17 protein-coding genes are annotated in these 25536 nt (G+C 68.5%); 5 read left to right on the plus strand and 12 right to left on the minus strand.

Annotated elements, in window-relative coordinates:
* Positions 1-4 precede the first annotated feature (4 nt).
* Entirely contained in the window at positions 5-694 is a 690-nt protein-coding gene (locus ABZ880_RS45040) for a TetR/AcrR family transcriptional regulator (protein ID WP_361276372.1), read from the plus strand.
* Positions 695-700: 6 nt separating this feature from the next.
* Here ABZ880_RS45040 and ABZ880_RS45045 read toward each other — a convergent pair whose 3' ends face one another.
* From ABZ880_RS45045 to pulA, 3 genes are all read right to left on the minus strand, one after another.
* Complete coding sequence (locus ABZ880_RS45045; RefSeq protein ID WP_361276375.1) at positions 701-1060, minus strand: isomerase; 360 nt, start codon at positions 1058-1060, stop codon at positions 701-703.
* 35 nt (positions 1061-1095) lie between these two features.
* A complete protein-coding gene (locus ABZ880_RS45050; protein ID WP_361276377.1) occupies positions 1096-2727 on the minus strand; it encodes a fused response regulator/phosphatase in 1632 nt (543 codons plus the stop codon).
* A gap of 92 nt (positions 2728-2819) precedes the next feature.
* Complete coding sequence (pulA, locus tag ABZ880_RS45055) at positions 2820-8231, minus strand: pullulanase-type alpha-1,6-glucosidase (protein WP_361276380.1); 5412 nt, start codon at positions 8229-8231, stop codon at positions 2820-2822.
* 199 nt (positions 8232-8430) lie between these two features.
* Here pulA and ABZ880_RS45060 point away from each other — a divergent pair, with 199 nt between their 5' ends.
* The gene (locus ABZ880_RS45060) at positions 8431-10503 is read left to right on the plus strand and encodes a carbohydrate-binding module family 20 domain-containing protein (RefSeq protein ID WP_361276382.1); all 2073 of its coding nucleotides are present in this window, start codon (positions 8431-8433) and stop codon (positions 10501-10503) included.
* Between the two features lie 117 nt (positions 10504-10620).
* On the opposite strand, the gene ABZ880_RS45065 is transcribed toward ABZ880_RS45060, so the two are convergent.
* The 7 genes from ABZ880_RS45065 to ABZ880_RS45095 form a co-directional block, all read right to left on the minus strand.
* The gene (locus tag ABZ880_RS45065) at positions 10621-10815 is read right to left on the minus strand and encodes a glycoside hydrolase family 30 beta sandwich domain-containing protein (protein WP_361276386.1); all 195 of its coding nucleotides are present in this window, start codon (positions 10813-10815) and stop codon (positions 10621-10623) included.
* A 107-nt stretch (positions 10816-10922) separates the two neighbouring features.
* Positions 10923-12218 (minus strand): RNA-guided endonuclease TnpB family protein, encoded by a 1296-nt coding sequence (locus ABZ880_RS45070; RefSeq protein WP_361276388.1) that lies wholly within the window; start codon positions 12216-12218, stop codon positions 10923-10925.
* A gap of 294 nt (positions 12219-12512) precedes the next feature.
* A complete protein-coding gene (locus ABZ880_RS45075; RefSeq protein WP_361276391.1) occupies positions 12513-13886 on the minus strand; it encodes an alpha-amylase family protein in 1374 nt (457 codons plus the stop codon).
* Positions 13887-14041: 155 nt separating this feature from the next.
* Positions 14042-15718: a glycoside hydrolase family 13 protein gene (locus ABZ880_RS45080; protein WP_361276394.1), complete on the minus strand. Its 1677-nt coding sequence runs from the start codon at positions 15716-15718 to the stop codon at positions 14042-14044.
* 187 nt (positions 15719-15905) lie between these two features.
* The gene (locus ABZ880_RS45085) at positions 15906-16817 is read right to left on the minus strand and encodes an ABC transporter permease subunit (RefSeq protein ID WP_361276397.1); all 912 of its coding nucleotides are present in this window, start codon (positions 16815-16817) and stop codon (positions 15906-15908) included.
* Positions 16818-16830: 13 nt separating this feature from the next.
* Positions 16831-17835, minus strand: coding sequence for a sugar ABC transporter permease (locus ABZ880_RS45090; RefSeq protein ID WP_361276400.1), 1005 nt, complete (start codon positions 17833-17835; stop codon positions 16831-16833).
* 109 nt (positions 17836-17944) lie between these two features.
* Positions 17945-19216: an extracellular solute-binding protein gene (locus ABZ880_RS45095; protein ID WP_361276403.1), complete on the minus strand. Its 1272-nt coding sequence runs from the start codon at positions 19214-19216 to the stop codon at positions 17945-17947.
* Between the two features lie 395 nt (positions 19217-19611).
* On the opposite strand from ABZ880_RS45095, the gene ABZ880_RS45100 reads away from it, so the two are divergent.
* Together ABZ880_RS45100 and ABZ880_RS45105 are read left to right on the plus strand one after the other, a co-directional pair.
* Positions 19612-20646 (plus strand): LacI family DNA-binding transcriptional regulator, encoded by a 1035-nt coding sequence (locus ABZ880_RS45100; RefSeq protein ID WP_361276406.1) that lies wholly within the window; start codon positions 19612-19614, stop codon positions 20644-20646.
* Positions 20647-20788: 142 nt separating this feature from the next.
* Entirely contained in the window at positions 20789-21652 is an 864-nt protein-coding gene (locus tag ABZ880_RS45105) for a phosphatase PAP2 family protein (RefSeq protein WP_361276409.1), read from the plus strand.
* A gap of 6 nt (positions 21653-21658) precedes the next feature.
* Here the strand turns inward: ABZ880_RS45105 and ABZ880_RS45110 are convergent, their stop codons facing one another.
* Both ABZ880_RS45110 and ABZ880_RS45115 read right to left on the minus strand, forming a co-directional pair.
* Positions 21659-23230 carry an amidohydrolase family protein gene (locus ABZ880_RS45110; protein WP_361276411.1) on the minus strand — a complete coding sequence of 524 codons (1572 nt, stop codon included), beginning with the start codon at positions 23228-23230 and terminating at the stop codon, positions 21659-21661.
* A 29-nt stretch (positions 23231-23259) separates the two neighbouring features.
* The gene (locus ABZ880_RS45115; RefSeq protein WP_361276415.1) at positions 23260-24720 is read right to left on the minus strand and encodes an APC family permease; all 1461 of its coding nucleotides are present in this window, start codon (positions 24718-24720) and stop codon (positions 23260-23262) included.
* A gap of 198 nt (positions 24721-24918) precedes the next feature.
* Here ABZ880_RS45115 and ABZ880_RS45120 point away from each other — a divergent pair, with 198 nt between their 5' ends.
* The gene (locus ABZ880_RS45120) at positions 24919-25524 is read left to right on the plus strand and encodes a TetR/AcrR family transcriptional regulator C-terminal domain-containing protein (protein WP_361276418.1); all 606 of its coding nucleotides are present in this window, start codon (positions 24919-24921) and stop codon (positions 25522-25524) included.
* Positions 25525-25536 lie beyond the last annotated feature (12 nt).

Consider the following 25536-nt stretch of genomic DNA (forward strand, 5'->3'; position numbering starts at 1 on the left):
TCGCATGACTACCGGGGTACGCCGCAGAATGGGAGTCGACGAGCGGCGGCAGCAGTTGATCGGCGTCGCGCTCGAACTGTTCAGCCAACGCTCGCCGGACGACGTCTCCATCGACGAGATAGCGTCCGCCGCGGGCATCTCCCGCCCGCTGGTCTACCACTACTTCCCCGGCAAACTCAGCCTGTACGAGGCCGCGTTGAGGCGTGCCGCGCAGGATCTCGCGGGTCGCTTCGACGAGCCGCAGGAGGGTCCGCTCGGCGACCGGCTGCGCCGGGTGATGCGCCGCTTCTTCGACTTCGTCGACGACCACGGGCCCGGCTTCGCGGCGCTGATGCGCGGCGGCCCGGCGGTCGGCTCCTCGGCGACCAACGCGCTCATCGACTCCGTACGGCAGGCCGCGTACGAGCAGATCCTGTCGCATCTGGGCATCGAGGATCCGCCCGCGCGACTGGAACTGGTCGTACGCTCCTGGATCTCGCTCGCCGAGTCGACCGCGCTGATCTGGCTGGACGGCCGGCGCATCCCGCGCGCCGAACTGGAGTCCCAGCTGGTGCACGACTTCGCCGCGCTGGCCGCCGTGAGTGCCGCCTACGACGAGGAGATGGGTGCGCTGCTGCGCCGCATGCTCAAGCACGAGCCGCCGGACGGGCCCTTCGCGGACCTGGTGACCCGGCTGATCGCACTCGCCTCGTAGGACTGTCTAGCGCTCGAACTTCCGGTACGACGGGTCGAGGTCGCGCACCTCGGCGGAGGCGTGCAGGACCGTGGGGCCGTCGTCCTCCACGTGCTTCTTCAGCAGCTCGAGGACGGTTTCGGTCAGCTTCGCCTTCGTCTCCTCGGTGCGGCCGGCGAGCAGTCCGATCATGACGTGGACGACGGCGTGACCGAAGTCCCCGGGGTCCTCGTAGCCGAACGCGGTGACCTCGGACGCGCGGAACTGCGTCTTGCAGGCCTCCGGCTTGGCGGCCGCGATCTCGACGAGCGCGGTGTGCAGGTCGTGGGCGAAGGCCTCCCGGTCGAAGCTGATCGTCTTCGAGTGGTCGACGGTGATCTGCGGCATGGGCACTCCTGTTCTACGGCAGCGACAGGATCACCCTAGTTGCCCTCGTTCCTCAGCTGCAGGGCGAGCATCGCGATGTCGTCCTCGCGGTCGTGGCCGAAGCAGGCCAGGAGGGTGTCGCACAGGGCGTCCAGGCCGGGCAGGGCGCCGACGGCCGCCGAGCGGAGGTGTTCCATCGAGACCGTCAGGTCCGTGCCGCGGGTCTCGATCAGGCCGTCGGTGACCATGAGGAGCCGGTCGGTGGGCTCGAGGAACAGCTCGGTGGGCGGCGGGTGCGGCAGGCCGAGGCCGAGCAGCGGGCCGTCGGCCTTGGCGTACTCGGCGTCGCCGGTGCCGCGCAGGATCAGCGGCGGGATGTGACCGGCGTTGGCGATCCGGGTGCGCCCGGTCGCGGGGTCGATCAGGACGAGACAGACGGTGGCCGTGACCTCGGCGTGGTAGTGCTGCAGCATCCGGTCGAGGCGCTCGGCGAGCGCGGCCGGGTCGCTCTCCTCGACGCAGTAGGCGCGCAGCGCGTGCCGGATCTCGACCATGACGGTGGCCGCCTCCAGCGAGTGCCCGACCACGTCGCCGACCGCGGTGAGCACACCCTCGCCGGTGCGCAGCGCCGCGTAGAAGTCGCCGCCGATCTCGGTGTCCTGGGACGCGGGCACGTACCGGACCACCACGTCGATGCCCGGCAGCTCGGGCAGCCGGTGCGGCTGGGGCAGGAAGCTGTGCTGCAGGGTGAGGGCGACGTGCCGCTCGACCTGGTACATGAGCAGTGGTTCGGCGGTGAGCGCGGTGGCCTGGGCGAGCTGGGCCACCAGGGCCTCGTCCTCGGGGTTGACCCTGCGCATCCCGCGGGTGGGCGTGGCCAGGCACACCGGGGCCTTGCCGTCCTGGGTGAGGACCATCGCCAGCCGGGCGTCGTGCTGCACGCCGGGCCGGAAGAACCCGGCGGGCCACAGCGGCGCCGGCACCGTGGTGATCTGCACGCCGGCCTGCCCGCGGGTCAGGCGCCGCAGCAGCGCGCCCACCGCCCGGTGCGCGCCCCCGTCCGGCAGGGCGAGGGAGGTGCGGTCCCGGGACAGGCCCCGGTAGAGCTCGTCGTCCGGGCCGAGGACGAAGACGGCGGCGGGGCCGCCGGTCAGCCGCGAGGTGCCGTCGGCGGCGGCATCGGCGAGTTCCTGCAGGGAGCGCGCCGACTGGATGGTGACGATGGCCTGCGACAGCAGCGTCAGCCGCCGTACCAGCGCCTGGTCGTCGGCGCGCAGCCGGGCGTTGCACACCGCGGAACGGACCACCGCCTCGATCTCCTCGGGCTCGGCGGGCACCGTCATATAGGTCTCGGCGCCCGCGTCCAGCCCCTGGCAGCGGTCGCCCGGGGGCACGGCGGCCGCCGAGAAGTGCACGACGGGCAGGCCCGCCATGTGCGGGCGCTCCTTGAGCCGGCGGCACAGTTCGAAGCCGCTCATGTCCGGCAGGTCGACGTCGACGAGGGCCACGTCGGGCAGCATGCCCTTGCGCAGCCGTACGTCGAGTTCGACGAGCGCCTCGTTGCCGCTGGCGACCGGTACGACCTGGTGTCCGGCGCGGCGCAGCACGGTGCCCATGGCGTACCTGCTGGCCGCCACGTCGTCGACGACCAGCACGGTCGTGTCTGTCAGCTTGCCGCCCACGTCCATCTTCCAGCTCTCGGCCGACGCCGGTTCCCTTGGACAACACCGGTGGGGCAGACCTCGGTTCCGAGGTCTGCCCCACCAAAGGTATGCCCGTATCAGTAGATCCGGGAGAATATCGCAACAGTGCGCCCCGGAACGGCGAACGTGCCCGATTCCCGCTCATAGGAAGACGTCTTGACGATAGGGTCCGCGCCCGCCGACTGCACCGGGTGCAGCCGGTAGCCGGTTCCGGCGAGGGCGCCGATCCGCTGCTCCTGCTTCTGCGGGGTGGCGTTGAAGACGACGACGAGGTCACCGAGTTCCATGGTGATCACGCCGGGCGTCTCGTCCTTCCCGGACAGCGGGAAGGAGAGCTTCGACTGCACCTGGTCGGCCGTGCCGAGCGAGAAGACGCTGTCCGTCGTTCGGATCTTCAGGAGATCCTGGTACGCGGCCGAGGCGCCCTGGATCTGCGAGCAGCCCACCTTCACCGTGCTCAACAGGGGCTTCGCGTACGACCACTTGGACTCGTTGTCGGCCGCCATCGGCAGTCCGCGGCCGAAGCCGTTGCCGTCCGTGCAGGTCCAGTGGATCGCGTTGAACCAGTCGCCGCTGTCGAAGGAGTTGCGGTCCAGGGACTTGGAGCGGAGCAGGTCGGTGCCGGCCTGGGAGAGCGCCGGGCCCTGCGAGAGGGTGGCCGTCGCCATCGCCAGGACCTGCATCCGGGCCCGGTCGGCGGCGGAGGTGTCCTTGGGCAGCTTGTAGGTGAGGGCGTCGAACAGCGACTCGTTGTCGTGCGCGTCGACGTAGGCGAGGGCGTCGCCGGGTGCGTCCGCGTATCCGGCGGGCTGCCCGTTGTAGTCGACACCGGCGCCGGTGACCTCCTTGCCGTCGGTGTCGGTGAAGCGGTACTTGGCGAGGTTGCCGGACAGACCGACCTTGATGAGGTCCTGGTAGTGCAGGAGCCGGGCCTTCTGTTCGGCCGAAGTGCCGTTGGCGGTCGAGGAGTTGGGGTCGGTGTACAGGCCGGAGGCGAAGCCCTGGACGCCGGGGTCGGAGTCGAAGGGGCTGCCGCCGCGCACGGCGTCGCGGGCCCGGTCGGAGAAGGTGGCGATGCCGGTTCCGGCCATGTTCTTCTGCGTGGCCTGCACGAAGCGTGCGTCGTCGGCGACCTCGCCGAAGTTCCAGCCCTCCCCGTACATGATGATCTTCTTGCCGTCGACGCCGTCCTTCGCGAGGGTCAGTGCGTCGAGGGCCTTGCGGACGGCGAGGATGTTGGCCTTGGGCTGGTGTCCCATGAGGTCGAAGCGGAAGCCGTCGACCTTGTACTCCTTGGCCCAGGTGACCACGGAGTCGACGACCAGCTTGCCCATCATCGCGTTCTCGGTGGCCGTGTTGGCGCAGCAGGTGCTGTTGGCGACCGAGCCGTCCGCGAGCAGCCGCTGGTAGTAGCCGGGCACGACCTTGTCGAGGACGCTGGTGTCCGCCTGCCCGGCGGCTGCCGTGTGGTTGTAGACGACGTCCATGACGACCCGCAGGCCGTCCTCGTTCAGCGACTTGACCATCCTGCGGAACTCGACGGTACGGCCGGTGCCGTCCGGGTCGGTCGCGTAGGAGCCCTCGGGGACCGTGTAGTGGTACGGGTCGTAGCCCCAGTTGTAGGCGTCCTTCGCGGCGATCTTCCCGACGCACTCCTGCTGCTTGTCGGAATCCGCCGGGTAGGAGGCGAGGTCGCAGTCGGTGGTCGCCTGGTCCGCCTTCTTCTCGGGGATGGTGGCGATGTCGAACGCGGGCAGCAGATGGACGTACGACGTGCCGGACTCGGCGAGCGCACGCAGGTGCTTCGAGCCGTCGCTGCCCTTGTCGGTGAAGGCGAGGTAGGTGCCGCGGTGCGCGGCGGGGGTGCTCTTGTCCTCGACCGAGAAGTCCCGGACGTGCAGCTCCTGGATCTGCGCGTCCTTCAGCGGTACGGCCTTGGGCTTGGCGTAGCCCGACCAGCCGCTGGGGGCAAGGGACTTGTCGTTGAGGTCGACGACGAGACTGCGCTCGGAGTTCGCGGTGAGGGCGACCGAGTAGGGGTCGGTGACCTTGTTGGTGACGACCTTGCGGACGCTCGGCGCCCACACCTTGACGACGTACCGGTAGGGCTTGTTCTTCCAGGATCCGGGGCCGGTGACGGACCAGACGCCGGTGGCGTCGTTCCGGTGCATCGGCTTCACGGCATCGTCGAGTTCGAGCGACACGCTCTGCGCCGTGGGCGCCCAAACGGCCAGTGTGGGACGGCCGTTGTGGAACGTGGGGCCGAGTGCGGACTTGGTGGCGTCGGCGTACAGGTCGTCGAGCACGCCCGCGATCTGCACGCCGGTCGCCGCCAACACGGCCCCGTTCGCGGCTCGTTGGGAGGCGACGAGCTGGCCGTCGAGGGCCTCGCGCACACGGTCACGGTCGCGCGGGTCGACGGACCAGGCCGTGTAGTCCTTCAGATAGGGGAACTTGGCCTTCTGGGCGTCGGTGAGCGTCGCCTTGTCCAGCCGCAGCCAGCGCTCGTCGTCGCTGGTGAGCGTCCCGTCCTTCACGGCGATCGAGCCGTCGTGGGAGTAGAGCAGCTGGGTGGAGGCGGCGGCGTCGGAGCCGTTCCAGGCGACGGTGTCGCGGTCGATCCAGATCGCCTTGGAGGTGGTCAGGTCGAGCGCGGCGGCCGAGCCCGCGGGCTGGGGCAGCAGGTACTTCTCCTGGCCGTTCAACAGCCACACCTCGTAGCCGTCGGCCTTGAGATCGAGCGACTGGTCGGCCGGCAGGTCCTTCTCGTCGCCCTTGTGGATGATGTAGCTGAGGCTGGTGGCACCGTCGCCCAGCGGCACCTCGAAGACCGCGCCATAGGCGTCAGTCTTCACCGGCTTCAGCGGGTTCGACCAGTCGGTGGGGTTCGCGGCACCGGTCCAGACGTGCAGTCCCCAGCCGTCGTAGTTCCCGTCGGCACGGTGGTAGTGGATGACCGCCTTGGCCTTGTCCTGCGCCGGGTAGTCGGGCCGCGTGGTCTGTACGGCGTCCTTGCCCTGCTCGATCCAGACCTCGCCGGTCTTGGTGACGTCGATGGTGCGGTCGGCGGAGACGTCCTTGTTGCCGTCCTTGTCGACGACCAGGAAGCCGACGCTGGAGGCGCCCGGCTTCAGCTTGACGTAGGCGAAGGCGCCGTAGGCGTCACGGCCGGTGAAGGGGTGCCCGGCCGGCCAGGTGGTGGACTCGCCGTCGGCGAGGTCGCCCCAGGCGTACAGGCCCCACTTGTCGTAGTCGCCGTCGGTGCGCTTGTAGTGGACGATCGCGTAGTCGCGGGAGGAGGCGGTGGGGATCTCCTCGGCGGGCGGGGTGCCGGTGGTGCTCTGCGCGGTCGCGCTCGACGTGCGTCCGGCGGAGTCGATGACAACTGCCTTGTAGCGCAGGGCGGTTCCTGACGGCACGTCCTTGCCGATGGCCTGCGTGACCTTGTACGGGGCGTGGTCGGCGGAGCCGAGCGTCTTCCACTTGCCGCCTCCGACCTGGGCGGCGAAGACGACGCGGTTGAGCTGACCGCCGTCGACGTCGGCCGACAGCTCGACCGTGCCGGTGGCTCCCGCGTCGGGGGCCTTGAGGGTGAGCGTCGGTGCGGTGGCCGGCTTGGCGAGCCTGCCGGCCGCCTTGAGGACGACGGCGGACCCGGCCGGGACGGTGAGCGTGACCTTCTTGTCGGCGTCGGAGGTGACGTCGGCCGAAGTGCCGTAGATCCCGCGGAACTTCATGTTCGCGGAGCCGGTCGCGAAGGTGGCGGTCTTGTCGTCGCCGGCGTTGTTGAAGGCGACGACGTACTCCTGGCCGGTCTTGGCGTCGGTGCGCGAGAAGGCGTAGACGCCGGAGCCGTCGGCCGCGTACCGCTGCGTCTGCACCCCGTCCGTCAGGGCCGGGTTGTCCTTGCGCAGCTTGCCGAGAGCGGCGATCTGCTTGTAGAGCGGGGCAGTTGTGTCGTACGAGTCGCCGGCGTGCGTGCGGTCGGTGCCGATCTCGTCGTCGTCGAGGTAGTCGGCGACCTTCGAGGCGAACATCGTCTGGCGGGCGTCCTTGTCGCCGCCGGAGCCGGTGAAGCCCTGCTCGTCACCGTAGTAGACGACCGGGTTGCCGCGGCTGAGGAACATCAGCTCGTTGGCGAGTTCGTCCTTGGCCAGCAGCTCGGCGTCCGTGGCCTTGGGGTTGTCCTGCTTCAGGAAGTACCCGATGCGGCCCATGTCGTGGTTGCCGGTGAAGGTGACCTGCTCGTAGGCGTTGGCCTTGTCGGTCGTGTACTTGTAGTCGTCGCCGAAGACCGAGGCCAGCTTCTGTGCGCTGCCGCCCTGGGAGGCGTAGGTGCGGGCGGCGTCCTGGAAGGGGAAGTCGAGGGTGGCGTCGAGGCGGCCCTGGGTGACGTACGGCGAGGTGATGGACGTGTCTGCGGAGTAGACCTCGCCGAACATGAAGAAGTTCTTGCGCCCCTGCTTGGCCGCGTACGCGTCGAGGGCGGTCGCCCACTGGGTCCAGAAGTCCATGTCGACGTGTTTCACGGTGTCGATCCGGAAGCCGTCGATGCCGAAGTCGCGCACCCAGCGCTCGTAGATCTTCTGCATGCCGGTGACGACCTCGGGACGCTCGGTCCACAGGTCGTCCAGGCCGCCGAAGTCGCCGTAGGTGGAGTTCTCACCGGCGAAGGTGGAGTCGCCGCGGTTGTGGTACATCGTCGGGTCGTTGAGCCAGGCGGGGACCTTGGCGTTCTTGTCCGCGGCGGCGACGGTCGGGGTGCGCGGGAAGGAGTCGGCGTCGACGGCCGGGAACTTCTTGCCGCCGTCCGCGTAGTCCGCGTCGTCGAAGGGCTGCCCGTCCTTGGTCAGATACGGGAAGGCGCCCTTGGAGAGGTAGTCGTAGGACTTCTCCTCGTAGTCGACGACATCGGCGGTGTGGTTGGTGATGACGTCGAAGAAGACCTTCATGCCCTTGGCGTGCGCCTTGGAGATGAGGGTCTCGAGGTCCTTGTTCGTCCCGAAGTGCGGGTCGACCTGGGTGAAGTCCGTGATCCAGTAACCGTGGTAGCCGGCCGAGGCGTTGCTCCCCGTCCCCTGCACGGGACGGTTCTTGAAGATCGGGGCCATCCAGATGGCGGTGGTGCCCAGGCCCTTGATGTAGTCGAGCTTCTTCGTCAGGCCCTTGAGGTCGCCGCCCTGGTAGAAGCCCTTGTCGGTGGGGTCGTAGCCGGTGGACAGGCGTGAACCCGTCAGTCCGCCCTTGTCGTTGGCGGTGTCGCCGTTGGCGAAACGGTCCGGCATGACGAAGTAGAACTGATCGCGGGTGTCGTCGTGCCGCGCGGGCGCGGCGGCGAGTGTCGCGTCGGAGGGCGGCGCGGGCGGGGTGTCCGCGTGGGCCGCGAGCGGCTGCACGAGGGCTGCGGCGAGCGCGGCGACGGTGACGGCCGCGACCCGTCTGGCATGGGCGGTTCGGCGCGTCCGGGGCGCCGGCCATCTCGGTATCACAGGCGGGAACTCCTTGCGATTACGGCTCTCTGGGTCCGACCCCGCGCGACCGTATCGCTAACGCAAGGTTTACAGCAAGAGACTTGAAACTCATAGCAAGAACTTTCACGAGCAACCTTGACGCGCCTCCCCAACGGCCCCACTCTCACCACTGGTTGAGCACTGGTTGAAACCCAAACACCTTTCATCGGAGCCGCACATGATCAGACACCGACCCCCGGGTGCCCTCCGGCGCACGGCCGGCGCCGTGGCCGCCGGGGCATTGGCGCTCGCGGGCGCCGTGGCGCTGCCCGTCACCTCCGCGCACGCGGACACCACCGCCAAGGGCGATGTCATAGCCAACCTGTGGGAGTGGAACTGGGACTCCATCGCCTCTGAGTGCACCAATGTGCTGGGCCCGGCAGGCTACGGCGCCGTGCAGGTGGCGCCCCCCGCCGAGTCCCTCAAGCAGTCGTCGTACTACTGGTGGGACGTCTACCAGCCGTACTCCTACGACCTGAACAGCCGCTTCGGTACGGCGGCGAAGTTCGCGTCGATGATCACCAGCTGCCACAACGCTGGCGTCAAGGTCTACACGGACGCGGTGATCAACCACACCGCCGCGCAGACCGGCACCGGCTACAACGGCACGACGGTCACCAACAAGTACGACACCCCGGAGTGGGACCGCGCCGACTACCACGACTCGTCCTCCTGCCCCACCTCCGACCTGACCATCCAGGACTACTCGAACCTCACCCAGGTCCAGAACTGCGAACTCCTCGGCCTGCCCGACCTGAAGACCGGCTCGGACACGGTACGCGCGGGTATCGCGAACTTCCTGAACTCCCAACTCGCCCTCGGCGTGGACGGCTTCCGGGTCGACGCGGCCAAGCACATCCCCGAGACCGACCTCGCGGCGATCGAGTCGAAGCTGACGAACACGACGTCCGGGACGGCGCCGTACGTCTTCCAGGAGATCTACCCCGGCTCGACCCCGCAGCCGTCGGACTACTACTCCTCCGGCGACGTCCTCGACTTCACGTACGCGAGCAAGATGAAGTCGGCGTTCCAGGGGAACGTGAGCGACCTGGAGTCCCTGTCGTCGTCCGGCATCCTGCCGGCCGCCAACTCGGTGTCCTTCGTGACCAACCACGACACCGAACGCAACGGCCTGCACATGTCCTACAAGGACGGCGACACCTACAAGCTCGCCAACCTCTTCCAGCTCGCCTACAAGTGGGCGACGCCGACGGTCTACGCCAGCTGGGAGTGGACCCAGAGCGACCAGGCCCCGCCGAACTCCTCCGGCTTCGTGACGAACACGGACTGCTCCAGCGGCTCGTGGTACTGCCTGGACCGCGACACGGCGGTCGTCGGCATGGTGGCCTGGCACAACGCGGTCGACACGGCGGCGGTCTCCAACTGGCAGACCAAGTCGTCGAGCGTGATCGGCTTCGGGCGCTCGGGCGCGGGCTTCTTCGCGCTCAACAACGGCTCCTCGTCGGCGACTTACACCTTCACGACGGGCATGGCCGACGGCACGTACAGCAACGTGATCGACGGCGGCACTACGAAGGTCACCGTCTCCGGCGGCAGCGCGTCGATCACCATCCCGGCGAAGGGCGCGGTCGCCTTCTACAACTCGTCGTACACCTGCACGGTGGGCTGCGACGACACGGGCGGCGGCTCGTCCGGCTCGACGGTGAGCGCGACCTTCAACGAGTACGCGTCCACGACGAGCGGCACGAACGTGTACGTCGTCGGCTCGATCTCGGCGCTGGGCAGCTGGGACACGTCGAAGGCGATCCAGCTTTCGTCGTCCGGTTACCCGATCTGGTCGGGCGAGGTGAGCGTGCCGATCAACACGTCGTTCACCTACAAGTACGTCAAGAAGGACTCGTCCGGAAATGTCACCTGGGAGTCCAACGCCAACAGGTCGGCGACAACGACCACTTCGGCGATCTCCCTGAACAACTCCTGGAACGTGGCGAACGCGGACGCCACCGACGTCACCTTCAACGAATACGCGACGACCGACTGGGGCACCAACGTCTACGTCGTGGGCTCGATCGCCTCCCTCGGCTCCTGGAACACGAGCGACGCGATCCCGCTGTCGTCGGAGTCGTATCCGACGTGGAGCAAGGTGGTGATCGTCCCGAAGAGTACGGCCTTCACGTACAAGTACATCAAGAAGGACAGCTCCGGGAACGTGACCTGGGAGTCCGGGACGAACCGCTCGTACGCGACGGGCAGTTCGTCCGGATACTCAACGAGTGACACCTGGAAGTGAGCCGGCCCTATCGCCTGACCGTGTAGGTGACCAGAGACCGAGCCGGAGCCGTGGCGGTCAGCGAACCCCCGCCGACCGCCACGACCGGCTGTTGCGCCGTGCTGTGCGCGCCGCCCGTCAGATACGGGGCGCCGTCCCGTTGGTGATCCCCTTGTTCTGCAAGCTGAAGGTCACCGGGTTGGCGCTGGTGGACGCGTTGAGCGCTACGACGGTTACCGTGTCGTCAGGGTTGCGGAACGCGGACAGCTTGAGGTTCGAGTCACCCGTCGTGGTGCCGTGCGGGTGACGCCGGGGCGGATGAAGCGGCTGCAATTGGCCATCGCCCACAGGCGCTTGGAGACGTGGAAATCGTCGCCGTCCATCTGGGTCAGGCCTCGGGTCGCGATCGTCGAGGCGCCGTACCAGTACACTTGACGTCCTCACCCACGTGCCCGTGGGCAATTCCCGCCTGCCCCGCCGCGTGCAGCAACGGGACTTCGGGTGGGTTCCTGCTTCAGCGAGCGCTGCCTCGACATGCGAGGTCTGACGTGCTCTCCACAGGCGTTTTGGCGCTCCGCCTCATGCCGCATCTCAGCAACACGTTTCCGTCCAGCGGCGCGTAAGTTGGCTTCGGCGTTCTCGTCGCGGTCGTGCCGGGTTCCGCATTCCTTGCAGGTCCATACGCGAACGTACAGCTGCTCGCGGCCCTTGGGACCGGTAAGGCACCCGCACCCGGGATGGGAGCACAGCTGAGTGGAGGGGAACCACCGGTCGATCCTGACGAAGGTCCGTCCGTACCTGGCGCACTTGGCCTCCAAGGTGCGGACAAACCTGCCGAGGGATTGGTCATGGACGCTCTTACCGAGCCTGCCTCCGCGGGTGGCCATGCCCTTCACGTTCAGGTCCTCCACATAGACCGCTTGGCTCTCGCGGACAATGCGGGTTGTCTCCTGCTCGATGAAGTCGCGTCGCCGGTCAGCGATGCGGGCGTGGATCTTCGCGACGGTCTGCTTGGCCTTGCGTCGGTTGTTTGATCCTTTCTGCTTACGGGACACGGCCCGCTGAGCTCTTCTGAGCTTGCGCTCCTCGCGACGGAAAAACCTCGGGGAAGCGATCTTCCGGCCGCGCAGCACGGCATAGCAGGCCAGGCCCAGGTCGATCCCGGTGTCTGTCTCCTCCACGTCCAGCTCGGGCAGTGGCTTGTCCTCCACCTCCACCACGAACGAGGCGAAATACCGGCCGGCAGGATCCTTGATGATCGTCAACGACGACGGTGGTCCGGGCAGCTCGCGTGACCAGCGCACCTCGAGGTCGCCGATCTTCGGCAGCCGCAGCCTTCCGCTCTTCGTGATGGACCAACGGGCGTTCGCGGTGAACCGGATCGACTGTCGTGCGGTCTTCTTCTTCGCCTTCGGCGGCCCCGTCTTCGGGCCCTTGCGGGTGCCGTTCCTCGAAGCGAAGAAGTTGTTGTACGCGGTCTCCAGATCACGCAGCGACTGCTGGAGCACGACGGCGGACACCTCGCCGAGCCACGCCCGTTCCGGAGTCTTCTTAGCCTCGGTGATGACCTGCTTCGACAGCTCAGCCGCCGTCGGGCGCAGCAGTCCCTGCGCATAGGCATCACGACGGAGTCGAAGGGCGTCGTTCCACACGACGCGGGCACACCCGAACGCCCTCGCCAGAATGCCTCGCTGAGAAGCGCTCGGGTACACACGAACGTTGTACCGGAGCTTCATGTCGATCACCGTATGAGCCCGCGATCCGCCCCTAGCCCCAAAGATCACATCCAACCGAAACTGTGCACTCCATGAGCAAACGCGTTCGCAAACCTTGCGATCACACGACGGTTCGAATCCTCACGCCGCCTGGTTCCCTACCCCGCGCTCATACCGTCCCAGCAGGGGGAACCTTCTCGTTCTTTGCATACAGTCGCCCCTCGGAGTAACCGTGGGGCGACTTATTGAATGGCAGGAGGGAAAGACGGACAGCGTTCCGTAACCGTCAATCCCTCACGCACCGCAACAGACGACTTAGCAGCTCGACTTGCCCGCGTAGATCGCGAGCGCCGTATTGGAGCCGAGGGTGGCCGTGAACTGACCCAAACTGTTCACCGTCACGCTCGTGTTGTTCTGAACGTTGCAGTACGTCCCCGCGGGCAGCGAGGTCTGGTACGTCCGGCTCAGGCTGCTCGACTCGTGGTTGATGGCCACGTAGCCCTTGCTGCCGCGGCCGAAGCCGATGGCGTCGCCCCCGTTGTCCCACCAGTTGGTCACCGCCTCGCCGCGCGTGGCGTTGCGGAAGGCGACCATGCGGATGATCTCCGGCCAGGCGTGCTGGCACTTCCAGCCGTCCTGCCAACAGGCGGTCACGGAGCCGTTGTTGGGCGGTCCGGCGTCCGAGTCGGACCATTCGTAGCCGGAGTTGATGTCCGGGGCGCCGTAGGGGTAGGCGAGCATGAAGACGTTGGCGAGGGTGTAGTTCGCCCCGTCCTTGTAGTTGAGGGTGGAGCCGTTGCGCTCGGTGTCGTGGTTGTCGACGAAGACGCCGGCGACCGAGCTGCTCATGTAGCCCCAGCCCTCGCCGTAGTTCTTCAGGTAGGCGAGGTTCTCGTTGTTGAAGACGCGCTTGAGGTCGTAGGCGTAGCGGAACTCCTGGACGTCGCCGTTGCCCGTGTACTCGGTGGGCTGGACGGCCTCTCCGCTGCCGTAGATGACCTCCTGCTTCCAGTACACCGACGGGTTGCTCAGCCGGGACTTGATGTTGGCGAGGTCGGCGGTGTCGATGTGCTTGGCCGCGTCGATGCGGAAGCCGTCGACGCCGAGGGTGAGCAGGTCGTTCATGTACCCGGCGATGGTCTTGCGGACGTAGTCCTCGCCCGTGTCGAGGTCGGCGAGGCCGACCAGTTCGCAGTGCTGGACGTTCCAGCGGTCGCTGTAGTTGTTGACCAGGGACGTGCAGTCGTCGAAGTCGTAGGAGGAGTACAGGCCCGGGTAGTTGTACTTCGTGTACGACGATCCGCCGGTTCCGGTGCCGCTGCCCGCGGACATGTGGTTGACGACCGTGTCGACGACGACCTTCACTCCGGCCGCGTGGCAGGTGTTCACCATGTTCTGGAAGGCCGTACGGTCGCCGAGCCGGCCCGCGATCTTGTAGCTCACCGGCTGGTACGAGGTCCACCACTGCGAGCCCTGTATGTGCTCGGCGGGTGGGCTGACCTGGACGTAGCCGTAGCCGGCGGGGCCGAGGGTGTTGGTGCACTCCTTGGCGACGGAGGCGAAGTTCCACTCGAAGAGGACGGCGGTGACGTCCTTGGTGCCGGGCGGGGAGGCGTGCGCGAGGGTCGGGTTCATGACAAGGGCGGCGGCCGCGAGGGCGACGGTGGCCGAGAGGGTTCTGCGTGCCATGTGGGGGCTCCTTCACCGTTGAAGGCTCTTGCTGCAATCTTTCAGCAAACTTGCGGTGACGGAGATGTTAAAGGCCCGCTGCCTGAAAAGGCAGCGGGCCGTGTGAAGTTGATGCAAGAACTTTCAGAGACGCCGTCAGACGCCGGGCAGTCGGGTCAGGCGGTCGTGAACCACACCGTCGTGTCCGCCGGCACCTTCGCCTCGCCCTCCGCCTCGGTCACCTCGCCGCTCGTGAGCAGGACGCGCCCGTACGCCGGAGTCGTCACCGACTCGCCGCTGGTGTTCGCGACGCACACGAACTCCCCGCGGCGGAAGGCGAGTACGCCCTCGGGGGCGCGCAGCCACTCCACGGAGTCGCCCGCGCCGAGGTCGGGCTGTTCGCGGCGGACGGCGAGCGCGGCGCGGTACAGCTCGAGGGTCGAGCCGGGCACGCCGGTCTGCGCCTCGATGCTCAGCTCGCCCCAGCCTTCGGGCTGCGGGAGCCAGCTGCCGCCGTCGCCGAAGCCGTACGAGGATCCCGTCCGGGTCCACGGGATCGGGACCCGGCAGCCGTCGCGGAAGCCGTCCTGGCCGGCGCCGCGGAAGTACGCGGGGTCCTGGCGGACCTCGTCCGCGAGGTCGACGACGTCGGGGAGGCCGAGTTCCTCGCCCTGGTAGACGTACGCCGAGCCGGGCAGCGCCAGCATCAGGAGGGTGGCGGCGCGGGCCCGGCGCAGGCCCAGTGCGCGGTCGCCGGCCAGGCGGATCTGGGTGCCGAGGCCGGGTGCGTTGGCGAAGCGGGTGGCGTGGCGGGTGACGTCGTGGTTGGAGAGGACCCAGGTGGCGGGGGCGCCGACCGGGCGCATCGCGTCCAGGGTGCGGTCGACGACCTTGCGGAGCTCCTTCGCGTCCCAATCGGTCGACAGGTACTGGAAGTTGAAGGCCTGGTGGAGCTCGTCGGGGCGGACGTAGTTGGCGGTGCGCTCGACCGTGGGCGTCCATGCCTCGGCGACGAAGATGCGCTCGCCGGGGTACTCGTCGAGGATCAGCCGCCACTGGCGGTAGATCTCGTGCACGCCGTCCTGGTCGAAGAACGGCATGACATCGTTGCCCAGGAGCTTGAGTTGCTCGTGGGAGCCGAGGTCGGGCAGGCCCTCCGCCTTGACCAGGCCGTGGGCGACGTCGATGCGGAAGCCGTCGACGCCCATGTCGAGCCAGAAGCGCAGGATGGAGCGGAACTCGTCGCCGACGGCGGGGTGTTCCCAGTTGAGGTCGGGCTGCTCGGGGGCGAAGAGGTGCAGGTACCACTCCCCCGGTGTGCCGTCGGGTTCGGTCACCCGTGTCCACGCCGGGCCGCCGAAGATCGACTCCCAGTCGTTGGGCGGGAGTTCGCCGTGCTCACCCTTGCCGGGGCGGAAGTGGTAGCGGTCGCGCAGGGGCGAGCCGGGGCCTTCGCGCAGTGCCCGCTTGAACCACTCGTGCTGGTCGGAGGAGTGGTTGGGGACCAGGTCGACGATGATCCTCAGGCCGAGTTCGCGGGCGTCGCGGATCAGTGCGTCGGCGTCCAGGAGGTTGCCGAACATGGGGTCCACGGCCCGGTAGTCGGCGACGTCGTAGCCGGCGTCGGCCTGCGGGGAGGCGTAGAAGGGGCTGAGCCACACGGCGTCCACGCCGAGGTCGCGCAGGTAGGGGAGTCGGGAGCGTACGCCTTCCAGGTCGCCCATGCCGTCGCCGTTGCTGTCGGCGAAGCTGCGCGGATAGACCTGGTAGATCACCGCGTCCCGCCACCAGTCGCTGCGCTTGGCTTTGGCGGAGTTCGGTGCCGGGGCGATGGCGGAGTGCTGCTGGCTCATGGCGTCCTTGGTGCGTACGGGGTCATGGGGTCAGGTGTGCGTGTGTGCTGCTGCGGTGATGACGAGACGGCCGCGGTGAAAGCGGGGTCGGATGGACACCGCGACCGCCTCGGGTTTTGGTGCGGCGCCGTCGTGGCTGGTCGCGCAGTTCCCCGCGCCCCTTACGGGGCGCTGCAGAACCGGCGTTCTAGCCCTTGGTTCCGCCCGCGGTGAGGCCGGTCACCAGGTTCTTCTGCACGAGGTAGAAGAACGCGGAGACGGGTATCGCGATCAGCACCGCGGTGGCGGCCATCAGGTTGCGCTGGGCGTCGTGCTCGCTGACGAAGGTCTGCAGACCGACGGCGAAGGTGTACTTGGTGTCGGACAGCATGAACGTCGACGCGAAGGCGACCTCGCCGAAGGCGGTGAGGAAGCTGTAGAACGCGGCGACCGCCAGGCCCGGCTTGGCGAGCGGGAGGATCAGTCGCGCGAACGTGCCGAAGGGGGTCAGCCCGTCGACGCGTCCCGCCTCGTCGATCTCGAACGGGATCGTGTCGAAGTAGCCCTTCAGCAGCCAGGCGCAGTAGGGCACCGCGGTCGAGCAGTAGACGAGGACGAGTCCAAGGTAGCTGTCGATGAGCTGCAGGTCCGAGAGGATCTGGTACATCGGCACCATGAGTACGGCTACCGGGAACATCTGGGTGACCAGTAGCACCCACATGAACTTCTTGTAGCCCGGGAAGCGCATGCGGGAGACCGCGTAGCCGGTCGTCGCGGCGATCAGTACGCCGATGACGGTGGTGCCGAGCGAGACGATGAGGGAGCTCTTCAGCCAGTCGAAGAACTCCGTGTGCTGCAGCACGAAGGAGTAGTTGGAGAACGACATCTTGCCCCAGATGCCGCCGGGGTGGAGGTAGTCGTCCTTGTCCGGGCCGAGGGACAGATAGATCAGCCAGGCCACCGGGAAGAAGGCGATCAGGCTCGCGACGATCAGGATGCCGTGCGAGGTGAGGGAGGCGGCGAGGCCGCGCTGTCCGCGCCGGCGCACGTTGCGGGGCGCGGTGGCCGCGGAGTCCTGGCCGGTCACCGCGCTGGAGGTCTCGACAGTGGTCGTACTCATGGGGGCTCCTGCCTCAGATCGCGAGCTGCTGCTCATTGCGGTTCAGCCAGCGGCGGTAGAAGGAGGTGAAGACGATCAGGATGGCCAACAGCAGCATGCCGTAGGCGGCCGACTGCGCGAAGTCGCGCGGTTGCTGTCCGAAGCCGAGGTAGTAGGCCCAGGTGACCAGGATCTGGGCGTCCGCGGCGGTGTTGCCGAACAGCAGGAAGATGACGGCGAACTGGTTGAAGGTCCAGATGATGCCGAGCAGTACGACGGTGGAGCTGACGGACCTCAGGCCCGGCAGGGTGACGTAGCGGAAGCGCTGCCAGGCGGTGGCGCCGTCCATCTCGGCGGCCTCGTAGAGGGAGGCGTCGATGGACTGCAGTCCGCCGAGCAGCGAGACCATCATGAACGGCACACCGCACCAGGTGTTGACCATGATGGCGGCGAACCGTTGCCAGAAGGTGCTCTCCAGCCAGTCCGGCTGCGGCAGATGGAGCGCGTCCAGGGCGATGTTGATGATGCCGCCGTCGGCGAGCATGAAGCGCCAGCCGAAGACGGTGACGAAGGTCGGCACGGCCCACGGCAGGATCAGGATCAGCCGGTACGCGGTCCGGCCGCGCAGCTTCTGGTTGAGCAGCAGGGCGAGGCCGAGTCCGATCGTGTAGTGCAGGGCGACGCACAGTGCCGTCCAGACGATCGTCCAGATGAAGTGGGACCAGAAGCGGTCGTAGGCCGTCGGGCCGAACAGGATGTCCTTGTAGTTGTCGAGCCCGATGAACTTGTAGGTGGCGTCGATGTGGTTGACGCCGATCGTGCGCGCGGTGTTGAGGCTGTTGGCGTCGGTGAGGGTGAGGTAGAGGCCGTACACCAGGGGGTACAGCACGAGGACGCCGAGCACGACGATCACGGGGGCGATCATCGCGTACGCGTACCAGTACTTCTGGTAGCTGTTCTTGAGGCGCCCGCCCAACCCGGGCCGTGGCGCGCGGTCACCGCGGCGTTTGCCGGTGGCGCGGTCGATGGCGACTGTCATGTTCGACACCTTCTGGAAGTTCTACGGCACTGGGAAGTGGCTGGGCGCAGGCCGGTGGCCGCCGGAACGCTCCCCCCATGATCAGAGCGTTCCGACGGCCACTGGGGGCTTACTTGCTGAAGTCAGGCACGAGCTTGGCGATGGCCAGTTCGACGTTGCTCAGGCCCTTGTCGAGGGACTCCTTGCCGCCGGCGATCTTCGGCAGCTCGGTGTCCAGCGGGCCCCACAGGGAGCTGTACTCGGGCAGCGCCGGGCGCGGCTGGGCGGCGGAGAGGACGCCCTGGTAGCCGGCGATGCCCGGGTCGGCCTTGACCTCGGCGGTGTAGGCGTCCTCGCGGGTCGGCAGCGTGGAGTTCTTCAGGGCGATCTCCGTCTGGGACTTCGCGGAGGTCATGAAGTTGACGAACTTCAGCGCGGCCGTCTGGTGGGCCTTGTCGGAGCCGGCGTAGACCGACAGGTTGTGGCCGCCGGTCGGGGCGCCGGCCTTGCCGGTGGAGCCGGCCGGGACGGTGGCGATGCCGAGGTTGGACTTGTCCTTGAAGGCGGAGCCCTTGTAGAAGTTCGTGATCTCCCAGGGGCCCTGGATGATCGAGGCGACCTTGCCGTTGACGAACGCGTCCTGGATGTGGGCGTAGGCGTCGGCGGTGGTGTCGGCCTTGTGCAGGCCCTGTCCCTTGAACATGCTCAGCCAGGTGCCGTAGGCCTTCTGGGCCTCGGGCGAGTTCACGGTGATCTTCTTGGCGGCGGCGTCGACGGTGTCGGTGCCCTCGCCGTAGAGGAAGGTCTGCGCGTAGTAGGCCTGGGTGGAGCCCCAGTAGCCGTAGACCTTGGCCTTGGAGTCGACCTTGGCGGCGGCGGCCCTCAGCTCGTCCCAGGTCTTGGGGGCCTCGGTGATGCCGGCCTTCTTGAAGAGGGCCTTGTTGTAGACGAGGGCGAGGGTGTCGGTGACCAGCGGGGCGCCGTAGGTCTTGCCGTCGTACTGGGCCTGCTTGATCAGGCTGGACTGGAACTTGCTCTGGTCCTTGAGGGCCTCGGTGCCGTCCAGCGGCAGGAAGTAGCCCTTCTTGGCGAAGGCGGGGGTCCAGCCGACCTCGGAACGCAGCACGTCCGGGGCGCCCTTGGAGCCGGCGGCGGTGTCGAACTTGTTCTGCGCCTGGTCGAAGGGGACGTTGACGTACTTGACCTTGATGTCCTTGTTGGCGGCCTCGAACTGCTTGACCAGGGCCTTGTACGTCGGCGCCTCATTGGTGGCGTTGGAGGTGTCCCACCAGGTGATGGTGACCGGACCGTCGGCCTTGTCGCCGCTGTCGCTTCCGCCGCAGGCCGTCGCCGCGAGGGCGAAAGACGCCACCAGCGCGGTGGCCGCTATGCCACGCCGCATGAGTTCTCCTTGAGGGTGAAAGCCCGTGTGGTGCAGGTGCGGCCCCGTCTGCCGCTCCCGCCGACTTGCCGACTGCGCCGTTGCGGCCGCCGGGCGACGTGAACGTAACAGCGATGTAAGCGGGTGCGAAAGTCCTTGCAGCAAAAAATTGCAAGACGAGCCGAGAGTTACCCGCCCGTGACCTCTCCTCGACCCCCGCGCAACCCCGTATTGAAGAGGGTGAGCGGGCAGAGGGATGCTTGTGCAAGACTCTGCAAGCTCTTGCCGTATACGTCGGCGCCGACAGAACACGAGGGACCGTGATGACGCAGCAACCCGCACGGGGCCGTGCAACCGCTCGCACCCGGCGCCCGATTGGTGTGCAAAGTGACAGTCGGCCGGTACAGTCCACCCCTGTGACCACACGGCTTGCCGACATCGCTGCTCAGGCGGGCGTGAGCGAAGCGACCGTCAGCCGCGTCCTCAACGGGAAGCCCGGCGTCGCCGCCACCACCCGCCAGTCCGTACTGGCCGCCCTCGACGTCCTCGGCTACGAGCGTCCGGTGCGGCTGCGGCAGCGCAGCGAGGGCCTGGTGGGCCTGATAACCCCGGAGTTGGAGAACCCGATATTCCCGGCCCTGGCCCAGGTGATCGGCCAGGCGCTGACCAGGCAGGGCTACACCCCGGTGCTGGCCACCCAGACCCCGGGCGGTTCCACGGAGGACGAGCTGACGGAGATGCTCGTCGACCGCGGGGTCGCCGGCATCATCTACGTCTCCGGGCTGCACGCCGACACCACCGCCGACATGGAGCGCTACGAGCGGCTGCGCGCGCAGGGCGTGCCGTATGTGCTGGTGGACGGCTTCTCGCCGAAGGTGCAGGCGCCGTTCATCTCCCCCGACGACCGCGCGGCGATGACCCTGGCGGTGACGCACCTGGTGTCGCTGGGGCACAAGCGGATCGGTCTGGCGCTCGGCCCGAAGCGGTTCGTGCCGGTGCAGCGCAAGATCGAGGGCTTCGTGCGCGCGATGCAGGACCAGCTGGGCCTGAGCGCGGAGACCATCGAGACGGAGCTCGTCCAGCACTCCCTCTACACCCTGGAGGGCGGCCAGGCCGCCGCCCACGCGCTGATCGACCGCGACTGTACGGCGGTGGTGTGCGCGAGCGACATGATGGCGCTGGGTGCGATACGGGCGGCCCGGCAGATCGGTCTCGAAGTCCCGCGGGAGATCTCGGTGGTGGGCTTCGACGACTCCCCCTTGATCGCCTTCACGGATCCGCCGCTGACCACGATCCGCAAGCCGGTGCCGGCGATGGGGCAGGCTGCGGTGCGTACGTTGCTGGAGGAGATCGGCGGAACGCCTGCGCCGCACAGTGAGTTCGTGTTCATGCCGGAGCTGGTGGTGCGTGGTTCGACGGCTTCGGCGCCTGGGGACCGGACGCGTCCGTAAGTCGTCCGCAGGGCGGAGAATTCGTAGTTTTGTGCAGTGCGCTGGGAGTAGACGGTGACGTCTTGGCGTTGTAGGAAATGCGAGGCGAACCCGACCGAGGGATGATCGGTCGGGGAAGGCATTTCTGGCAGACTTTGTGCCCATGGGTGACGCGACCGTGACCAGTCTGGAAGACCGTGAGCAGACGGCCGTTCCGGACTCCACTGCGGCCGAGAAGCGACCGGAATTCCTGCGCAGGCTGCGCACCCCGCGCCGACCCCGTCTCTGGTTCGAGATCCTTCTGATCGCGGTGAGTTACTGGACGTACTCACTCATCCGCAACGCGGTCCCGGAGCAGCGCGGCCAGGCGCTGCGCAACGCCGACTGGATCTGGAAGAGCGAGCACCAACTGGGCATCGCCTTCGAGGAGTCCGTCAACCACGCGGTGAACTCGGTGTCTTGGCTCATCGTCGGCATGAACTACTACTACGCGACGCTGCACTTCGTGATCACGCTGGGCGTGCTGGTCTGGCTGTTCCGCAGCCACCCCGGACGCTACGCGGCGACCCGCCTGGTCCTGTTCGCCACCACCGGTGTGGCCCTGGTCGGTTACTACCTGTATCCGCTCGCTCCCCCGCGCCTGATGAACGGCAGCCGCTTCATCGACACGGTCATGGTCCACCAGACCTGGGGTTCGATGGCCTCGGGCGACCTGAAGCACATGTCGAACCAGTACGCCGCGATGCCGTCCATGCACATCGGCTGGTCGCTGTGGTGCGGCCTGACGATCTTCGCGCTGGCCAAGGTGCCGTGGGTGCGGGTGCTGGGGCTGATGTACCCGGCGGCCACCCTGATCGTCATCGTCGCCACGGCCAACCACTTCTGGCTGGACGCGGTGGGCGGCATCGTGTGCCTGACGTTCGGGTTCACGGTGGCCCGGGTCTGGTACGGGCGCCTGCCCTACGCCCTGCCGCAGATGGTGCCGGCAAGAAAGGCCGACGCTCCCCTGCTGCCCACGAAGGCCTGACCTCCCTCACTCCCCGCGGTGCACCACACACCCGCCGGTCACCGTCAGCCGCACCGGCGCCTGCGCCAGTTCGTCCGCCGGGGCCCTGACCGGATCCAGCGCGAGAGCCGTCAGGTCGGCCCGGTGTCCCACGGCGATGCGGCCCGCCACCTCGGCCTCCCCCGCCGCCCGTGCCGCGTGCGTCGTGCAGCCCTCCAGGGCCTCCAGGCCCGTCAGGCCCGCCCTCGCCGACGCCGCCCCTCGCGGTGCGCGGGCCGTCGCGAGCACGGCCCGTACGTCGTAGTGGGCGATCGGCCAGTCCGAGCCCAGGGCGACCGTGGCGCCGGCGTCGCGCAGGTCCCGTAGCCGCCAGGCGTGGCCGGCGCGGGCGGTGCCGAGGCGGCGGGACCACTCGTCCGTGCCGTCGGCCCGGGTGTAGGCGGTGTGCGGCGGCTGCATCGAGGCGGCCACGCCCAGCTCCGCGAACCGCGGCAGGAGCTCGTCCGGGGCGGTCTCGATGTGCTCGACGCGGTGCCGGTCGCGGCCGCTCGGGCCGAGCCCGGCCACCACGTCCAGCACGTGCCGTACCGCCGCGTCCCCGATGGCGTGCGTGGCGGTGCGGACGCCGGCCGCGTGCAGGTGCCGTACGGCAGCCCCGTATGCCTCGGCATCCGGCCAGAACGCCTCGGTGCCCTGGCCGTGGCAGTCGGCGTGCTCCAGCCAGGCCGTGCCGCCCTCCACGGTGCCGTCCATGAAGAACTTGACCCCGCCGACCTGCCAGTGCCGGCCGCCTCGGCCCTGCGCCGCGATCAGCTCCTTCAGGCCCGCCTCGTCCACGCCCGGCATGCACCACGGCGCGAACCGCAGCCGCACCGGCAGCACCGTCTCGCGGGCGACGGAGTCGACCAGCTCCGCATCCCCCGCGTCCATGACGTGCGCCCCGGTCAGGCCGGTCGCCGCCATCGCCGAGAGCAGTTCGACGAGGCGGGTGCGGCGGGCCGCGTAGGACGGGCGGGGCATGACCTCCGCCAGCAGGTCCATGGCCGCGTGCTCGACGAGGTGCCCGGTCGGCCGCCCCTCGCCGTCGCAGACCACCTGCGAGCGCTGGGCGAAGGACCGCGGTCCCGTCACGCCCGCCGCAGCGAGCGCGGCGCCGGTCGCGAGGGCCGAGTGGCCGTCGTAGAGGCGGAGGAAGGCGGGTGCTCCGGCGAGTACGTCCTCGACGAGGGCGCGGTCGATCGGGCGGCCCTCGAAGGCGTTGTGGTCGAGGCCGTGGCCGATGACCCATCCGTCGATGCGTGCGGCGGCGGCGAGAGCGGCCTTCAGGCCCGCCAGGTCCGTCACCCCCGACAGATCGACTCCGGTCGCCATGTCCAGCCCCCACACCGGGTGGCTGTGCGCGTCCACCAGCCCGGGCACGAGGTGCGCCCCCTCCAGCGCCACGACCTCGATGCCCGGCCCCCGCCATGCGCGTACGTCGCCCTCGTCGCCGACCGCCGCGATCACCCCGTCGCGTACGGCGACGGCGGTGGCGTGCGGCCGGGCGGGGTCGAGGGTGCGGACCTCGGCGCCGGTGAGGATCAGGTCGGGGGTGGGCATGAGCGGGTGAACTCCCTTGTTCTGTGGGGTTATTCGGCGGGTTCGGCGGCGAAGTCGGCGTACACCTGCGGCCGTTCGCGGCGCAGCCACCACGCAAGGCCCAGGCCCACGACGAAGACGGCGGGCGCCGTGCCGATCAGGACGGTGTTGACGGTGGTCGAGGCGCCGGTGAACAGGTCGATGTGGGTGATGACGAGCCCTATCGCCGTCGCGAGCAGCACTGCGGCGGCGATCGGCGCGGCGACCGTGCGCAGGGTGCCCTCCTGGTGGCTCACCTTTCTGAAGTAGCAGGGAACGGCGATCGCGGCGAGCAGCTGGAGCGCGAACAGGCCGATCATTCCGGGGGTGTTGACCCACAGGAGCAGCTGTTGGTACGGGTCGGCACCGGCCGCCCAGAAGGCGAGGACGACGACCGCACCGAGGGCGGTCTGGGCGATTCCGGCGACGTACGGGGAGCGGTGGCGCGGGTGGATGCGGCCCAGCGCCTTCGGCAGCACGCCCTCCTCGGCGAGGGCGAGGGCGTACCGGTTGATCGCGTTGTGGAAGGCGAGGAGGGAGGCGATGACGCTGGTGACGATGAAGATGTGCATCAGGTCGGCCGCCCAGCCGCCGACGTAGGTGGTGATGGCGGAGAAGAAGAGACCGCCGGGGTCCTTGGCGGCGGCCGCGATCACCTCCTGGTTGCCGAAGGCCTGGATGACGATCCAGACGATGAAGGCGTAGAAGAGGCCGAGGAAGCCGATGGCCACGTAGGTGGCGCGCGGCACGGTGCGCTCGGGGTTGCGGGCCTCGCGGCGGTAGATGACCGTCGACTCGAAGCCGGTGAACGCGGCGAAGGCGAAGGCCAGGACGACCGCCGTACCGGACACGAACACGTTGCCCGGCGCGAAGGAGGCGCCCGACAGTCCGTGCGCACCGCCCTTGACCAGCACGCCGCCCGCCAGCAGGACCAGGATGCCGGTCTCGGCGGCGAGCAGGACGCCGAGGAGTTTGGCGCCGAAGTCGATGGAGCGGTAGCCGCCGTAGCCGATGAGGAGGAGGCCGACGAGGGAGATCGGCAGCCAGGGGACGTCGGCGGAGAAGAGGGAGTGCAGGGTGTCCTTGGTGGCGCTGGCGAGCAGGCCGTAGACGCCGATCTCCATGCCGTTGTAGCCGATGAGGGCGAGCAGGGCGGCGCCGATGCCGACGGGGCGGCCCAGGCCGCGGGTGATGTACGCGTAGAACGCGCCGCCGCTTTTCACATGGCGGCTCATGGTGGTGAAGCCGACGGCGAAGACGGCGAGGGTGATGCCGGCGATGAGGTAGCCGGCCGGGGCGCCGATGCCGCCGAGCAGGATCGCGAGCGGGGCGACGCCGGCCATGACGGTGAGCGGGGCGGCGGCGGACACCACGAAGAAGGCGATGTCGGCGGTGCCGAGGGAGCCGGAGCGGAGGGTCGCGGTGCCGGGCGGCGTGCTCTCCTCGGAGGCATCGGGGGTGGTGACGGACATGGGCGAAGCCCTTCGAGCGCGGCGGACGGGGAGGATTCCGGGCGTGCGGGATGGCCGGCGTTCCCGGAACACGTGGTCGTGTCGGAGCACGTCGTGGTGTCCGGGCCCGTAAATCTAAAGGCTTTCGGTTTCGGCAATGTAGCCTCCTCCTGGGCATCCGGGAAGCCCCATCTCGCATCTTCAGGGGAGACCACACGCATGGGACGGCCGCGCACACCGCTCCTCGACCGTGAGCGCATCACGGCGACGGCGCTGCAACTCGTCGACGAGCAGGGCGACTTCAGCGTGCCGCAGATCGCGAAGCGGCTCGGGGCGCAGACCGGCTCGGTGTATCACCATGTGGACGGCCGGGACGGGATCGTGGAGCTGCTGCGGGAGCGGGTCGCCGACGCGATCGACCCCGGGACGCTGGACCTGACCCCGTGGGACACCGCCCTGGAGGCCTGGGCCCGCTCCTACCGCGCCGCGTTCGCCGCCCACCCGAGGGCGATCCCGCTGCTGATGACGTCACCCGTACGAGCGCCGGGGGTGCTGCAGCAGTACGAGCGGGCGGTGACGCTGTTGCTGGACGCGGGCTTCGCACCGGGGGATGTGATGCCGCTGATCACCGCGCTGGAGAACCTGGTGCTGGGCTCGGCCCTCGACCTCGCGGCCCCCGAGACCATGTGGGAACTGACGGAGGAGGCCCCGACACCGCGCCTGGCGGAGGCGCTGGCGACGGTGGGCGAGGGGCGGGCGGACCGGGCGTTCGAGGTGGGGTTGGCAGGGTTGCTGAAGCATGCGCGATCTCTTCGCCAGGCGTGACGCTCTCGAGGC

The sequence above is a fragment of the Streptomyces sp. NPDC047043 genome (genome assembly GCF_040644055.1).
Classification (GTDB): Bacteria; Actinomycetota; Actinomycetes; order Streptomycetales; family Streptomycetaceae; genus Streptomyces.

Bases quoted from the DNA above. Each gene is read 5' to 3' on its own strand.
- ABZ880_RS45040 (WP_361276372.1), top strand. From the start codon at position 5: ATGACTACCGGGGTACGCCGCAGAATGGGAGTCGACGAGCGGCGGCAG.
- ABZ880_RS45045 (WP_361276375.1), bottom strand. From the start codon at position 1,060: ATGCCGCAGATCACCGTCGACCACTCGAAGACGATCAGCTTCGACCGG.
- ABZ880_RS45050 (WP_361276377.1), bottom strand. From the start codon at position 2,727: ATGGACGTGGGCGGCAAGCTGACAGACACGACCGTGCTGGTCGTCGAC.
- ABZ880_RS45060 (WP_361276382.1), top strand. From the start codon at position 8,431: ATGATCAGACACCGACCCCCGGGTGCCCTCCGGCGCACGGCCGGCGCC.
- ABZ880_RS45070 (WP_361276388.1), bottom strand. From the start codon at position 12,218: ATGAAGCTCCGGTACAACGTTCGTGTGTACCCGAGCGCTTCTCAGCGA.
- ABZ880_RS45075 (WP_361276391.1), bottom strand. From the start codon at position 13,886: ATGGCACGCAGAACCCTCTCGGCCACCGTCGCCCTCGCGGCCGCCGCC.
- ABZ880_RS45080 (WP_361276394.1), bottom strand. From the start codon at position 15,718: ATGAGCCAGCAGCACTCCGCCATCGCCCCGGCACCGAACTCCGCCAAA.
- ABZ880_RS45085 (WP_361276397.1), bottom strand. From the start codon at position 16,817: ATGAGTACGACCACTGTCGAGACCTCCAGCGCGGTGACCGGCCAGGAC.
- ABZ880_RS45090 (WP_361276400.1), bottom strand. From the start codon at position 17,835: ATGACAGTCGCCATCGACCGCGCCACCGGCAAACGCCGCGGTGACCGC.
- ABZ880_RS45095 (WP_361276403.1), bottom strand. From the start codon at position 19,216: ATGCGGCGTGGCATAGCGGCCACCGCGCTGGTGGCGTCTTTCGCCCTC.
- ABZ880_RS45105 (WP_361276409.1), top strand. From the start codon at position 20,789: ATGGGTGACGCGACCGTGACCAGTCTGGAAGACCGTGAGCAGACGGCC.
- ABZ880_RS45110 (WP_361276411.1), bottom strand. From the start codon at position 23,230: ATGCCCACCCCCGACCTGATCCTCACCGGCGCCGAGGTCCGCACCCTC.
- ABZ880_RS45115 (WP_361276415.1), bottom strand. From the start codon at position 24,720: ATGTCCGTCACCACCCCCGATGCCTCCGAGGAGAGCACGCCGCCCGGC.
- ABZ880_RS45120 (WP_361276418.1), top strand. From the start codon at position 24,919: ATGGGACGGCCGCGCACACCGCTCCTCGACCGTGAGCGCATCACGGCG.